At 60.3% G+C, this 13,146-nt stretch carries 14 protein-coding genes and 1 pseudogene; 8 read left to right on the forward strand and 7 right to left on the reverse strand.

Going from position 1 to position 13,146, the window contains the following annotated elements; translation table 11 throughout:
* Nucleotides 1–258: 258 nt before the first annotated feature.
* Nucleotides 259–1,467: an ammonium transporter gene (locus KI235_RS08950; RefSeq protein WP_003199444.1), complete on the forward strand. Its 1,209-nt coding sequence runs from the start codon at nucleotides 259–261 to the stop codon at nucleotides 1,465–1,467.
* An 8-nt stretch (nucleotides 1,468–1,475) separates the two neighbouring features.
* Here KI235_RS08950 and KI235_RS08955 read toward each other — a convergent pair whose 3' ends face one another.
* Nucleotides 1,476–3,188: a monovalent cation:proton antiporter-2 (CPA2) family protein gene (locus KI235_RS08955; RefSeq protein WP_003199447.1), complete on the reverse strand. Its 1,713-nt coding sequence runs from the start codon at nucleotides 3,186–3,188 to the stop codon at nucleotides 1,476–1,478.
* A gap of 189 nt (nucleotides 3,189–3,377) precedes the next feature.
* Here KI235_RS08955 and KI235_RS08960 point away from each other — a divergent pair, with 189 nt between their 5' ends.
* The 3 genes from KI235_RS08960 (at nucleotide 3,378) to KI235_RS08970 (ending at nucleotide 4,993) form a co-directional block, all read left to right on the forward strand.
* Nucleotides 3,378–3,617, forward strand: coding sequence for a glutaredoxin family protein (locus KI235_RS08960; RefSeq protein WP_003199449.1), 240 nt, complete (start codon nucleotides 3,378–3,380; stop codon nucleotides 3,615–3,617).
* A 93-nt stretch (nucleotides 3,618–3,710) separates the two neighbouring features.
* Nucleotides 3,711–4,031, forward strand: coding sequence for a hypothetical protein (locus KI235_RS08965; RefSeq protein WP_003199451.1), 321 nt, complete (start codon nucleotides 3,711–3,713; stop codon nucleotides 4,029–4,031).
* Between the two features lie 71 nt (nucleotides 4,032–4,102).
* Complete coding sequence (locus KI235_RS08970; RefSeq protein WP_060613535.1) at nucleotides 4,103–4,993, forward strand: pseudouridine synthase; 891 nt, start codon at nucleotides 4,103–4,105, stop codon at nucleotides 4,991–4,993.
* Between the two features lie 140 nt (nucleotides 4,994–5,133).
* On the opposite strand, the gene KI235_RS08975 is transcribed toward KI235_RS08970, so the two are convergent.
* Nucleotides 5,134–5,355, reverse strand: coding sequence for a YgdI/YgdR family lipoprotein (locus KI235_RS08975; protein ID WP_003199454.1), 222 nt, complete (start codon nucleotides 5,353–5,355; stop codon nucleotides 5,134–5,136).
* 75 nt (nucleotides 5,356–5,430) lie between these two features.
* Nucleotides 5,431–6,033, reverse strand: coding sequence for a molybdenum cofactor guanylyltransferase MobA (mobA, locus tag KI235_RS08980; protein WP_003199456.1), 603 nt, complete (start codon nucleotides 6,031–6,033; stop codon nucleotides 5,431–5,433).
* A 78-nt stretch (nucleotides 6,034–6,111) separates the two neighbouring features.
* On the opposite strand from mobA, the gene moaB reads away from it, so the two are divergent.
* Both moaB and glp read left to right on the forward strand, forming a co-directional pair.
* Nucleotides 6,112–6,651: a molybdenum cofactor biosynthesis protein B gene (gene moaB / locus KI235_RS08985; RefSeq protein WP_003199458.1), complete on the forward strand. Its 540-nt coding sequence runs from the start codon at nucleotides 6,112–6,114 to the stop codon at nucleotides 6,649–6,651.
* A 22-nt stretch (nucleotides 6,652–6,673) separates the two neighbouring features.
* Nucleotides 6,674–7,861, forward strand: a complete 1,188-nt coding sequence (gene glp, locus KI235_RS08990) for a gephyrin-like molybdotransferase Glp (protein WP_172681398.1) — start codon at nucleotides 6,674–6,676, stop codon at nucleotides 7,859–7,861.
* A 59-nt stretch (nucleotides 7,862–7,920) separates the two neighbouring features.
* On the opposite strand, the gene KI235_RS30355 is transcribed toward glp, so the two are convergent.
* Nucleotides 7,921–8,229, reverse strand: a complete 309-nt coding sequence (locus tag KI235_RS30355) for a hypothetical protein (RefSeq protein WP_223524573.1) — start codon at nucleotides 8,227–8,229, stop codon at nucleotides 7,921–7,923.
* 347 nt (nucleotides 8,230–8,576) lie between these two features.
* On the opposite strand from KI235_RS30355, the pseudogene yegS reads away from it, so the two are divergent.
* Nucleotides 8,577–9,493: pseudogene (gene yegS, locus KI235_RS09000) on the forward strand (lipid kinase YegS).
* On the opposite strand, the gene KI235_RS09005 reads toward yegS, so the two are convergent.
* The 3 genes from KI235_RS09005 to KI235_RS09015 all read right to left on the reverse strand — a co-directional run bounded on the left by KI235_RS09005 (nucleotide 9,477) and on the right by KI235_RS09015 (nucleotide 11,730).
* Nucleotides 9,477–10,136, reverse strand: a complete 660-nt coding sequence (locus KI235_RS09005; protein ID WP_003199464.1) for a response regulator transcription factor — start codon at nucleotides 10,134–10,136, stop codon at nucleotides 9,477–9,479. The pseudogene yegS and the gene KI235_RS09005 overlap by 17 nt on opposite strands.
* Nucleotides 10,133–11,026: a sensor histidine kinase gene (locus KI235_RS09010; RefSeq protein ID WP_003199467.1), complete on the reverse strand. Its 894-nt coding sequence runs from the start codon at nucleotides 11,024–11,026 to the stop codon at nucleotides 10,133–10,135. The genes KI235_RS09005 and KI235_RS09010 overlap by 4 nt, the downstream gene beginning before the upstream one ends.
* 233 nt (nucleotides 11,027–11,259) lie before the next feature.
* Complete coding sequence (locus KI235_RS09015; RefSeq protein WP_003199471.1) at nucleotides 11,260–11,730, reverse strand: hypothetical protein; 471 nt, start codon at nucleotides 11,728–11,730, stop codon at nucleotides 11,260–11,262.
* Between the two features lie 482 nt (nucleotides 11,731–12,212).
* Here KI235_RS09015 and KI235_RS09020 point away from each other — a divergent pair, with 482 nt between their 5' ends.
* A complete protein-coding gene (locus KI235_RS09020; RefSeq protein ID WP_003183670.1) occupies nucleotides 12,213–13,136 on the forward strand; it encodes a chemotaxis protein CheV in 924 nt (307 codons plus the stop codon).
* The last annotated feature ends 10 nt before the right edge of the window (nucleotides 13,137–13,146 follow it).

Raw genomic sequence — 13,146 nt, forward strand, 5'->3', positions numbered from 1 at the left:
TTTGCTCAGGCTTTTGCCATGTACTGGTGCATCAGCCTGCGCCAGTGCGCTGAAGCTGGGCGAAAGCCCGAAAAACCTTAACCCAAATAATCAAAACCCGCGAAGCACCTCCAAGCGGGATTTCGTTTTGACCATTCTTGCGCACCAAAGCGGTTCACCGGCCTGCGTCTGGCCAATGGGTCGTTTCAACTTGGTGCGTTCGCAAGGCAAGCGAACCGGTTTGGTGCTTTTTTCAACTTTTTCAGGTCTGCCAATACCATGGAAAATATGCAAAGTGCCGTGGACGGTCTGGTCCACAGCTCCAACACGCTGTTCATCCTGCTCGGCGCAGTCATGGTCCTGGCCATGCATGCCGGCTTTGCGTTTCTTGAAGTGGGAACGGTCCGGCAAAAGAACCAGGTCAATGCGCTGTCGAAAATCCTCAGCGATTTCGCGGTCTCGACCCTGGCCTATTTCTTTATAGGCTATTGGATTGCCTACGGTGTGACCTTCCTGCAACCGGCGGCGGTGCTCAGCACCGATCATGGCTATAGCCTGGTGAAGTTCTTCTTCCTGCTGACCTTTGCCGCCGCGATCCCGGCCATCATTTCCGGCGGTATTGCCGAACGTGCCCGGTTCGTACCGCAGTTGTGCGCCACGGTGCTGATCGTGGCGTTTGTCTATCCGTTTTTCGAAGGCATGGTCTGGAACGGCAATTTTGGCTTGCAGGCCTGGCTGCAAGCCCGGTTCGGCGCCAGCTTCCATGACTTCGCCGGCTCCGTGGTGGTGCATGCCATGGGCGGCTGGCTGGCGTTGGCTGCCGTGCTCTTGCTCGGCCCGCGTAACGGCCGCTACCGGGATGGCCGCCTGGTGGCGTTTGCGCCTTCGAGCATTCCTTTCCTGGCCCTGGGTTCGTGGATCCTGATTGTCGGCTGGTTCGGTTTCAACGTGATGAGTGCCCAGACCTTGCCCGGGGTGAGCGGGCTGGTGGCAGTCAATTCGTTGATGGCCATGGTGGGCGGTACCGTGGCGGCCTTGATTGTCGGGCGCAATGACCCAGGCTTCCTGCACAACGGCCCGCTGGCCGGTTTGGTGGCGGTCTGTGCCGGTTCCGACCTGATGCACCCGGTCGGTGCGCTGGTCACGGGGGCCATTGCCGGTGCCTTGTTTGTCTGGTGCTTCACCGCGGCCCAGGGCAAGTGGAAGATCGACGATGTGCTCGGCGTCTGGCCGCTGCATGGGCTGTGCGGGGTCTGGGGCGGCATCGCTTGTGGCGTCTTTGGCCAGAGCGCCCTGGGCGGCCTGGGTGGGGTCAGCCTGGTCAGCCAATTGATCGGCACGGCGCTGGGAATTGTCGTCGCCCTGGCCGGCGGGTTTGCGGTCTATGGCGTGATCAAGGCCGTGCTGGGGCTGCGCCTGACCCAGGAAGAAGAGTATTACGGCGCCGACCTGTCGATTCACAAGATCGGCGCGGTCAGCCAGGACTGAGCGTCGCACTATGGCTCCTTGTCCTGGTTGCCGGGATAAAAGCCGTGGAGCAGGCGATAGCGGTCATGACGAACCTGATCCACATGATGCCGGACCTGCTGCTCGGGCAGGCCGAGCATGATCAGGGCGTGGGAGGCCAGCATCAGGCTCGACTCCAGCAGCTCCGGGACCACTTCGCTGGCCCCGGCAGCCTGCAGCTCGGCCAGTTGGCTGTCGTCACGGGTGCGCACCAGGATCGGTACCTGGTGGTTGACCTGTCGGGCCGCCTTGAGCACGGTGATGGCGATGTCGGTCTTGTCCACTGCGATCACCAGCAACCTGGCGCGGCTCAAGCCAACGGCCGCAAGCAGGTCTCCTCGTCGCGAATCCCCATAATGCACGCAGTTTTCCCCGACGGTGGCTTCCTGGATGATCACTGGGTCGTCATCCAGGGCGACGAACGCCTGGCCTTCGCGACGCAGGAACCGTCCGATGGATTGACCGACGCGCCCATAGCCGCAAATGACCACATGGCCCGACAAGCCGGCATTGAGTGCGCTGATCTGGTCCAGTTGCGCCTCTTCGTTGGGTTTGCGATGCAGGCGCGCGGCGATGCGTGGCGCGGCGCGCAGCAACAGCGGGGTCAGTAGCATCGAGCAGAATGTCGCGGCCAGCAGCAGGCCGCTGATGTCGGCGGGCATGAGGCGGTTCTGCTGCATCAGGGCCATCAGGGCAAAGCAGAATTCACCGCCCTGGGCCAGCGCCAGGCCACTGCGCCAGGCGGTTTCAACGTCGCTGCCGCGCCATTTCACCAGGACGGCGACCACAAGGCCCTTGATGAGCATCAAGCCGAGGGTCAACCCCAGGATCAACAAGCCGTCATCGAGGAACAGCTGCAGGTCGATCAGCATGCCGATGCTGACGAAGAACAGCCCCAGCAGGATGTCGCGGAACGGACGAATGTCGGCTTCGATCTGGTGCCGGTAGTGGCTTTCCCCCAGCAGCATGCCCGCCAGGAAAGCGCCCAGGGCCGGCGACAAGCCGAGCAGGTGGGTCAGCCATGCCGTCAGCAACACGATCACCAGAGCCAGTAGCACGAACAGTTCTGCGGACCGGGACGCCGCCACCTCATGGAACAGCCGGGGCAACAGCAGCCGGCTGGCCAGCAGCAGGCCGCCGAACAGAACCAGGGTCTTGCCCAGGGTCAAGGGCAGCGCCCAGTACCACGGGTGGTCGCTGCTGCCCGCGAATACCGGCACCAGGGTCAACAACAGCACCGCGACAACGTCCTGGAACAACAACACGCCGATGGCGTTCTGGCCGTGGCTGCTGAAGATCTCTCCCAGGCTGGTCAATTCCTTGCTGACGATGGCAGTGGAGGACAAGGCCAGTCCTGCGCCGAGCAACAACGCGACGATCACAGGCGCGCCGGCCAACGCCAGCAATCCCGCCAGGACCGCCCCCGAGCACAGCACCTGCAGGCTGCCGAGACCGAACACGACCCGACGCAGTTCGAGCATTTTCGACAGGGAAAACTCCAGCCCCAACGAGAACAGCAGGAACACCACCCCGAGCTCGGCCAGGTCAGGCAGTTCTTCGCTGTCGTTGACCCAGTCCAGCGCGGTAGGCCCGACCGCCAGCCCGACGCAGAGATAACCCAGCACGGGTGGCAGGCGCAGCCGCCTGAACAAGGCGATGACCACCAGGGACGAGGCAAGGATGATCAGCAGGTTGGCAAACAAGGGGAACTCCGTTTCAAGGCTACAACGCACAGCGTAGAGGGGAAAATGCGACAAGCGTCGCTGGAAAAGCATTGGCGCTCAGTGATTTGCATCAGCGTTTTACCGAAACACCTTGAAGCGAGCCAGCGACTCGACGGTTTCCCGGGTCGGGCCTAGAATGACCGTCTATCTTTTTTGGGTCTACCCGCCATGCTTCCTGAATGCCAGTTGTTCGGCACCCTGGGGTGTCATCTATGCGAAGTTGCCGAAGGGGTGTTGATGCCTTTCGTCGAACATGGATTGTTGGTGGAACTGGTGGACATCGCCGAGAACGAGGCCTGGTTCGAAGCCTATGAGTTACGCATCCCGGTCCTGCGCAGGATCGATACCGGGGCGGAGCTGGAGTGGCCTTTCGATGACTCCGGCCGGGTGGCTGAATTTCTGCGTTGACCCATTTCCTGGCTTGCCTTCACGCGAGGCCATTGGCGAAAGTCGCATTCTTCGGTTACTGTATGTTTATACAGTTATCTGGAGTGCATCCCCTTGGTCAATGTCGAACAACTGAAAAGCAGCGTGAACAGGATGTCCGCGGACGTTGTGCGCGAGGCAGTCCTGGAGCTGCGCCTGGATGGCTTGGTCACCGAAGGCAAGACCCCCTTCAACAAACTGCATTTCAACACCTGTTTCGCCGAGATCGAAGCGTTGTTCCAGCGTGCCGGCTATCACAAACAATTGGATGTGGTGGGTTACCAGGGCCTGTTGTACGCGCTGTACGATCCAGGTCGCTGGGAGGCGGTGGAAGTGCTGCGCTGGTTGAAAGAGTTCACCGAAGCGGCGGCAAAATCGACGTCAGTCACCGCGTGAGCAATCATTGCTGGGCTGGCCTGTGCGACTGTCGGATAATACCGCCTCGCAACAATGCCTAAGAGTTTTCAATGTCCGGTTCATCGTTTTCCGCCGCTCATCATCAGGCCAGTACGCTGTACCTGCCGCCCGGTTCCTGGCAGACGGTGCTGGAGTGCCTGTGCGAGCATTTCAGCACCATCAGTCGCGAGCAGTGGCTGGACCGGATCGCTCGGGGCCGGGTATTGGACGGGGAGGGCAAGGCCATCCAGGTCGACTTGCCGTACCGTGAAGGCCTGCGCATCCACTATTTCCGTGAAGTGCCCGATGAGAAGCCGATCCCGGTGGTGGAGTCGATCCTGTATGCCGACGAGCACCTGGTGGTGGCAGACAAACCGCATTTTCTGCCTGTCACCCCGGCGGGCGAATACGTCGAGCAAACCTTGTTGCGACGGCTGATCCGGCGGCTGGACAATCCTCATCTGGTGCCCCTGCACCGCATCGACCGGCACACGGCCGGGCTGGTGTTGTTTTCGGCCAACCCGAACACCCGCTCGGCGTATCAGTCGTTATTCCCGACGCGGCAGATCGAAAAACGCTACCAGGCCATTGCCCGCGCATTGCCCGGGCTGACCTTTCCGTGGGTGCATAAAAGCCGGATGATCGATGGCGAACCGTTCTTCCGAATGCAGGAAGGGCCAGGCGAGCCCAATACCGAAACGGCCATCGAAGTGCTGGAAAGGAACGGCGAGTTGTGGCGCTATGGCTTGTATCCGGTTACGGGTAAGAAGCATCAGTTGCGGGTTCACATGAATGCCCTTGGGGCGGGGATCTGCAATGATCCGTTTTATCCTGATGTGCTTCGGGATGTTGAGGATGATTACTCGAATCCTTTGAAGCTGCTGGCTCAAGGGTTGCGTTTTGTTGATCCGGTTACTGGTCAGGACCGGGTGTTCGAGAGTGATATTGTGTTGCGGTGGTAGTTTTTTGTTCGGGGTATGGTGTGTATATCCGTTACCAAAAAAAACGGATATACACCCAAAACCAAGCCCAAAAAAAAACGGCGCTCCCCTCTTCAGGAAGCGCCGTTTTTTCTAGCGACTTAGGGCAGCAGCGTTACAGATTACAAATCCTTAACGGTACGAACCTGATCTTTGTTCACGCGAGTCTGCTTGCCATCCAGTTGCTCGAATTCGTAGAAGCCGCTTTCTTCATCGTAATGTGGGGTATCGACGGCCTGGATTTCGCGACCGTCATTCAAGGTGATCACTGTTGGCGAAGCGCACCCGGCAAGGGTGGCGAGGCCCAGAGCGAGCATGAACGTGGCGAGGGTCCGTTGTGTCATGGTGTTTCTCCGAAATGGATTCTTCAAGTTACTGACCTTCAGACGTATACATTGCGCGCAAGTTCCTGGCTAGTGTCAATCTGACACGCCTTTGTGTTGGGCCAGCAGTTCCGGGGTGTTCAGATTTGCCAGCCGCGGATCGTCGGCAGGGCATTGCAATGCAACCGCGTGCAGTGCGCGCATGATACGACCGGGGCTGCGTTCGCCTTCGCGCCAGGCTTGTTCGAAGCTTGATGCCAGGAACAACGGGATGACACACAACAGCGGCTCCCAATGCTCGCCGTGCCGCACCATCAGCGGCTTGTCGGGGTGCTGGCTGGCCGTCTTGCGCATGTTGTCGAGCAGGCTCGAGTCGATTTGCGGTACGTCGCACGGCAGCACCAGCAAATACGGATGCTTCGCAGCCTTGAGGCCTGCCCGGATACCTGCCAGTGGCCCGGGAAAGTCGCCTTCCTCGTCATGCACCAACTGATCGGCATACATCGCATAATGTTGCGGGTTGCGGTTGCAGGAGATGATCAGGTCATCGCTCATGGCCCGGGTCTGGCGATGCAGATGGGCAATCAGCGGTTCGCCCTGCCACGGCACCAGGCCTTTGTCCTGGCCGCCCATGCGTTGTCCGCGCCCGCCCGCCAAGAGCAGGATGGAGCAGGGTGGCAGTGACGTATTCGAGGTCATGGCGTGTCTCCGCACGGGCGAAAAAATGAAGCGCTGTGATATAACACCGGGCTGTTTCCTTCACAACTGGACTAGCCTATGAAAGCCAAGGCTGATGTACCTTTCGTGCCGCTCAATATCGCGGTACTGACTGTCAGTGATACCCGTACCCTGGAAACCGATACGTCCGGGCAGCTCTTCGTCGATCGGCTCACGGCGGCCGGCCACAACCTGGCGGAGCGGGTCCTGCTCAAAGATGATTTGTACAAGATCCGGGCGCAAGTCGCGACCTGGATTGCCGAGGACGTGGTGCAGGTGGTGCTGATCACCGGCGGCACCGGCTTCACGGGGCGTGACAGCACGCCGGAAGCCGTCACGTGCCTGCTGGACAAGCAGGTCGATGGCTTTGGCGAGTTGTTCCGACAGATATCCGTGGCCGACATCGGCACTTCCACCGTGCAGTCCCGCGCGCTGGCAGGCCTGGCCAATGGCACGCTGGTGTGTTGCCTGCCGGGTTCGACCAACGCGGTGCGTACCGGATGGGATGGCATCCTGGGCGAACAACTGGATGTGCGGCATCGGCCGTGCAACTTCGTGGCTCATTTGAAACAGGCAGCGCCTTGTGAATCTCGCGGGTAAACCGGGCAAGGCCGGCGCCTTGATGGCCGTTGAGGTCGCGTTGGAGCGACTGCTCGAGATGGCTGCGGCCACGCCGATCGTCCAGCGCGAGCATTTGCCTTTGGCCGCGGCGCTAGGGCGAGTGCTCGCCGAGGATCTGGTGTCGACCCTTGATTTGCCGCCATGGCCCAACAGCGCCATGGACGGTTATGCCTTGCGGCTGGCTGACTGGAACGGCGAGCCGTTGAAGGTCAGCCAGCGGATTTTTGCCGGGCAGGCCCCGGAGCCGCTGGCCGTTGGCACGTGCGCGCGGATCTTCACCGGGGCGCCAGTCCCTGCTGGCGCCGATTGCGTCGAGATGCAGGAAAATGCCGTGGTTGAAGACGACCAGCGGGTGCGGTTTACCGAGTCCATGGTCGGCGGACAGAACATTCGCCCCCAGGGGCAGGAAACCACCGTCGGCGAGCAGGTTCTCTCTGCCGGTACTCGCCTGGGGCCGATCGAGCTGGGGCTTGCGGCCTCCTTGGGCTGTGCATCGCTGGACGTGGTGCGCAAAGTCCGCGTCGCAGTCCTGTCCACGGGGGATGAGTTGGTCGAACCCGGTCAGGCCTTGGGCCCAGGCCAGATCTATAACAGCAACCGCGTGCTGCTGTGTGGCTGGCTGCAACGCATGGGTTGTGACGTGATTGACGCGGGTATCCTGCCCGACGATTTATCGGCCACCCGCGAGCGTCTGGCACAGCTGTCTGATGTCGATCTGATCCTGTCCACCGGTGGAGTATCGGTGGGAGAGGCGGACTTCCTGGGCATCGCCTTGCGCGAGGACGGCGAGCTGGCGCTATGGAAACTCGCCATCAAGCCGGGTAAGCCGCTGACGTTCGGGCATTACCGTGGCGTGCCGGTCATAGGCCTGCCTGGAAACCCTGCCTCGACCCTTGTGACTTTCGCACTGCTGGCGCGGCCCTACCTGTTAAGACGCCAGGGCGTTCTGTCGGTGGCGCCGCTCAAGTTCAAGGTGCCGGCCGGTTTCGCCTGGCCGAAGGCAGGCAGTCGACGAGAATACTTGCGAGGCCGCATGGAGAATGGTCGAGCGATCATCTACCGCAATCAAAGCTCGGGTGTCCTGCGCAGCGCCGCCTGGGCCGAAGGGTTGGTCGAAGTGCTCGAGGGACGGACGCTGGTGGAGGGCGATGAAGTGGGCTTCATTCCCTTGAGCGAAGTCCTGGGCTAACACTGTGGCAGGTGTTCTGCGGCCCGAGCCGGATCCTCGGGCCTTCACGCGCCTCACCTTCATCGTGTGAGCAGCATCACCACCTGATCGAATCGATTGTTCGCAATCCAGCCCAGCAGGCCGAGCACCACCGCTGCAGCGCCAGCCGAATAGGCCAGCCTGTGGCGGATCACCTTTACGTCGGTGCGAATTTCATCCATGTCTTTGCGGATGTATTTGAGGTGGGTTTCCAGTTCAACGACGCGCGGTTCCAAATCAATTCCTCCAACGGGATTACTGCAACTTTTGCATTCGTTCTGAGTATCGGCCCGCCCGCTTCCAAGGGGCGCGCGCTGCTGGGGCAACAGCTTGTATTCACGGTTATGCATGGGACGGATCATCCCCTTGGCCATAACTGTTCGAACGACTGATCCGGCCCCAGCGGGCCGTGACGTATCCATCCATGGGTAATTGCTTCCTTGTCTGATGAGGGTTTTAGCGTTCCAGCAAAACAGAAGACCAAGGTGTCTCAATACCGCTAGAGGGTCAATTGAGCTGATTCGCCAGATCTTGTAAGAAAACTCTTCGAATCAAGACGTCCCGGTCGAACGAGCTGCCCTGCGGGTTTTCTCCCGGGGGCAAGCCTTCCTGCTTTTTTAATAAATTGAGATGTTTCGGGCTTTTTCGCTCGAATGAGCGGTCCCATTTCCTGAACCTTCCAATGACGGAGACAACGATGAGCAAAGGCAAGGCGCTGTTGATTTTGCATGGCAAGCAAGCGCTCAACGAAGAGGTTCGCGCGGCAGTGATGCTCAAGCGCGAGCAGGGCTGGGACCTGGCGGTACGGTTGACCTGGGAGGCGGGTGATGCCCAACGATGCGTCGATGAGGCGCTGGAGGCCGGTTATACGCAACTGATCGCCGGCGGCGGTGATGGGACCTTGCGTGATATCGCCGAAGCGATCGTCCTCCATTCGAGTGATGCCAGCCTGGTACTGCTGCCGCTGGGCACTGCCAACGATTTCGCCCGGGCGGCCGGTGTTCCGTTGGAGCCTGCGCAGGCCCTGGATTTGCTCGACGTTGCGCCGCAGGTCGTGGATGTGGGTGAAGTCTGCGGTCGGATTTTCCTGAACATGGCCACCGGCGGATTCGGCAGCCAGGTGACGGCGAACACCTCCGAGGACCTGAAGAAAGTCCTGGGAGGTGCGGCCTACCTGTTCACCGGCCTGTCGCGATTCAGCGAGCTGAGTGCCGCCTACGGTGAGTTGCAAGGCCCCGATTTCCACTGGCAGGGCGATTTGCTCGCGCTGGGTATCGGCAATGGCCGGCAGGCAGGGGGGGCCACGTGCTGTGCCCGGAGGCGTTGGCCAATGATGGGTTGCTGGACATCAGCATCTTGCCGGCGCCTCAGGAAGTGGTCAGTACGTTGAAGGACTTGCTGGCGGGTGGCCTGGGCATCGACAACATGTTTGTCCGCGCGCGCTTGCCATGGGTGGAGATCAAGGTCGCGCAAGGCCTGGATATCAATCTCGATGGCGAGCCGTTGCAGGTAGACACCCTGCGCTTCACTGTCCACCCGAAAGCGCTGCACGTGCACCTGCCGCCCGATTCGCCGCTGTTGGGCGGCGCGACGGCGATCAATCGTCCAGGCTGATGATCTGTTCGCGCACCGCGAACAGCACAAGGCCGGCCACGTCATGGATCTGCAGGCGCTTCATGATTTGCGCCCGGTGGGTTTCCACGGTCTTGATGCTCAGGTTCAGGCCATTGGCTATTTCCCGGGTGGACTTGCCGCGCACGATCAGCCGCAGTATTTCCAGCTGGCGTGCCGTCAGGTTATGGGCCCGGGCAGGGTCCGACTGATGCTTCTGGACGCGGGTCAGCGCCTGGTTGATCACGGTATGGGCGATGGCCGGGCTCAGGTAGCGTTCGTTGTTGCGCAGCGCCTCCAAGGCGTGTTTCAGCTCATTGGCGGTGGTGTCCTTGAGCAGGTAGCCATGGGCGCCGGATTCCAGCGCCTGCATGATCAGCGCTGGATCCGTATGCATGGACAGGATCAGTACCTTGCTGTGGGGGCGTGCCCGCTTGAGCTGTTGCAAGGCGTCCAGGCCGCAGGTGTCCTTCATGGAAATGTCCAGCAGCACGATATCGGGGTTCAGCCGTTCGACCAGTTCGACCAATTGCGTGCCATCACTGGCTTCGCCAATGACGGCATAGCCCGGGATATCCATGACCAGCGCGCGTACGCCGGCCCTGATCAGGGAGTGGTCATCTACCAGAAGCAAATTACAAATCAAAGGAAAACCTTATTCTTACTGGCTCGTTCCAGGGCTCGCGGTGCCCAGGGGAAGCGTGCTTCGATGTGCGTGCCTTTTCCGGCCTCGCTGATGACCTTGAGGGTGCCGCCCAATTGTTCGACCCGCTCCGACATGCCGGCCATGCCCCGTTGACCTTCGCGAGCGGGGTGGGTGGCCGGGACAAACCCCTGGCCATCGTCGCTGATCAGCAGGGTCAGGCCGTCAGGCAGGCGTTGCAAGCGTACCAGCAGATTCGTCGCTCGGGCATGACGCAAGATGTTGGTGACCGCTTCCTGGGTGATCCGGAACACCGCGACCGACATTTCCTCCGGGATGCCAGCCATGCGCTGTTGGCAATCGAGGCTCCACTTCACCGGGGCATTGGCCAGCGTCTTGAGCAGGTGCGCCCGCAGGCTGGCCTCCAGTCCGAGGCTGGTCAGTTGCCGGGGGTTGAGGATCGCCGATACGTCGCGGACCTTGTTGAGGGTTTCGTCCAGGGTCTCGCAGAGTAGCGTGCATTGGCCTTGCAATTCTTCCGGCATCCGCCGCTTGAGCCATTCGCCTTGCAGTTTCGCCGCGGTCAGCAACTGGCCAATGTCGTCGTGCAATTCGCGGCTGAGGCGATGACGCTCGTTTTCCTGGACCTCAAGCAACCGGTCGGCCAGTTCCTGGGGCTGGAACTTGATGGATTTGCGTGACAACCGATGGTGGATCCAGACACAGGTCATGGCCGCCACATTCAGTGCCAGCAGGCTCAACGGCACCGTAGGGGCGAACAGGTAGGCCAGCAGGCAGCCGACGGCCGAGCAAATGCACAGTAATAATGTGAAGCGACGGGCGTTTTCTCGGGAGGGAGGCCAGGTGATGAGTGACTTGAGGCTGGCGTACATAGCGGATGGAGCCAATGAATGTTCGCTGCGGGCTGGCCGGTCAGCGCATCTGACAGGCCCGGTCGGGTAAACGTTTCAGGTCGAGGGCAGCTTCGGTCGGCGGCTTTTACGGCGCTGTCTTGAAGTGGCTGACGCGCGAGATAGTACCACTTCACCTATCGTTGGTCGCGCTCGGCATGGCGCGGTGTAAGCGCTACGTACCAGGGACGCGGCACTGAGCCGGCATCATCGTCTCAGGCTTGTTTCTGGGGGTAGGGTACCAACGCCAGCGGACGTGACGCTGCCGATGCCTGGTCGGGGCTCTGGCCTACCTGGAAAGCGAATGCCTCGATCAACAAGGTCTGTTCGCTGCTGTCCAGGCCCAACTGGCCGGTGGTGTGATCGACCAGTTCCAATTGCCAGGCCATCAGGGTCAAGCAATCCTTCAGGGCGTCCAAGGCCTGGTCATGCAACTCCATGTGGTTTTGCGCGTGACTGAGCAAGCCATGAATATGCAGTGAAAACTCCGAAACGGCTTCCAGTGCCAGGGCATTGGCCTTGTTCGACAGTTTCAGCAAGGTGCTGAGCATGCAATCGATGGCGTCCTTGTCGTTGTTGATCAATTGCAGATGGCTCAGGCATTCCTCCGACTTGGCCAACAGTGTCTCGGCCTCGATCAGAAGCTCGGGAAGACGCTGACTCCAGTTCCTACGATCGTTCGGCATGCTTATCTCCACAACATCATGTCAGGCGAAAGAAAACCGCTTATGGCGAACGGCTGGATCTCAAGGTCGACCGCGGTCGGACGCACAGCGACACTTCCCTGCCGTTTAGCGAAAGTGAATTCGCAAACAATTGCACGGATGGGATCGGCCGAAAGGCTGGAGGTCCGATGTCCTGTGGTCGCGCACAAAAGCCTGACTCCGTTCAGCAATGAGAATGGCGTCACATTAATGGCTATTGGATAACGGGAATATCAGGTTGGACCTGATTGTGCCTAGGGGAATCCCTTAGACAGGGGAACTTTGCACGCAAACCAGGGTCGCGCGGCAGAGAAAAATTGCAGATGAAGTCATGAAGCCAGTAAAGCATGATGTTAATGTGACATCAATGCCCCGCGCTTGTATTTTATCCGGGGGTCAAGATTCGGCTCATGCAGCCGATATCTCATTCATTGGATTCATCCGAACAAGCCCAGGAGTCATCGATGGCCGGCATTCTCGACACAGTAGATCAACGAACCCAACTGGTGGGTGAGAATCGCCTGGAAATTCTCATGTTCCGCCTGGCGGGTCGACAGTTGTTCGCCATTAACGTGTTCAAGGTCCAGGAAGTCCTGCAACTGCCGAAACTGACCCTGATGCCGCAGCGCCACCCGTTCGTGTGCGGCGTGGTCAATCTGCGGGGCCAGACGTTGCCGGTGATCGACCTGTCCCAGGCCATTGGCATGCGTCCGCTGGTGCCGGGCCCCAACAGCACCATTATCGTGACTGAATACAACCGCTCGGTTCAGGCATTTTTGGTGGGCGGCGTCGACCGCATCGTCAACATGAACTGGGAAGCCATCCTGCCACCGCCGACCAGCGCTGGCCGTGAGCACTACCTGACGGCCATCAGCAAGGTGGACGATCAGTTGGTGGAAATCATCGACGTGGAAAAAGTTCTGGCCGAAATCGTTCCGTACAACGCCAAGGTCTCCCGGGACAAGCTCGAAGACCCGGTGCTGGAGCGCGCCCGTGGTCGCGAAGTGTTGCTGGTGGACGACTCCAACGTCGCGCTCTCGCAACTGCGCGATACCCTGGGGCAACTGGGCGTGAAAATGCACATTGCCAGCGACGGCCTCAAAGCCCTGAACATGCTCAAGGCCTGGGCCGATACCGGCGAGGTGATGACCGATAAATTGCTGATGATCTTCACCGACGCGGAAATGCCGGAAATGGACGGCTACCGCCTGACCACCGAAATCCGCAACGACCCGCGCTTGCGTGGGCTCTATGTCGTACTGCACACCTCGCTGTCCGGCAGCTTCAACGATTCGATGGTCAAGAAGGTCGGTTGCGACAACTTCCTCTCCAAATTCCAGCCGGACAAGCTGGTCGATGTGGTGCGCCAGCGGCTGATGCTCGACTGAAACCGATGGT

The organism is Pseudomonas sp. St386 (genome assembly GCF_018325865.1).
Taxonomy (GTDB): Bacteria; Pseudomonadota; Gammaproteobacteria; order Pseudomonadales; family Pseudomonadaceae; genus Aquipseudomonas; species Aquipseudomonas brassicacearum.

Coding starts and splice junctions, on each gene's coding strand:
- KI235_RS08950 (WP_003199444.1), top strand. CDS start 259: ATGGAAAATATGCAAAGTGCCGTGGACGGTCTGGTCCACAGCTCCAAC.
- KI235_RS08960 (WP_003199449.1), top strand. CDS start 3,378: ATGCTTCCTGAATGCCAGTTGTTCGGCACCCTGGGGTGTCATCTATGC.
- KI235_RS08970 (WP_060613535.1), top strand. CDS start 4,103: ATGTCCGGTTCATCGTTTTCCGCCGCTCATCATCAGGCCAGTACGCTG.
- KI235_RS08975 (WP_003199454.1), bottom strand. CDS start 5,355: ATGACACAACGGACCCTCGCCACGTTCATGCTCGCTCTGGGCCTCGCC.
- mobA (WP_003199456.1), bottom strand. CDS start 6,033: ATGACCTCGAATACGTCACTGCCACCCTGCTCCATCCTGCTCTTGGCG.
- moaB (WP_003199458.1), top strand. CDS start 6,112: ATGAAAGCCAAGGCTGATGTACCTTTCGTGCCGCTCAATATCGCGGTA.
- glp (WP_172681398.1), top strand. CDS start 6,674: ATGGCCGTTGAGGTCGCGTTGGAGCGACTGCTCGAGATGGCTGCGGCC.
- KI235_RS30355 (WP_223524573.1), bottom strand. CDS start 8,229: ATGCATAACCGTGAATACAAGCTGTTGCCCCAGCAGCGCGCGCCCCTT.
- KI235_RS09010 (WP_003199467.1), bottom strand. CDS start 11,026: ATGTACGCCAGCCTCAAGTCACTCATCACCTGGCCTCCCTCCCGAGAA.
- KI235_RS09015 (WP_003199471.1), bottom strand. CDS start 11,730: ATGCCGAACGATCGTAGGAACTGGAGTCAGCGTCTTCCCGAGCTTCTG.
- KI235_RS09020 (WP_003183670.1), top strand. CDS start 12,213: ATGGCCGGCATTCTCGACACAGTAGATCAACGAACCCAACTGGTGGGT.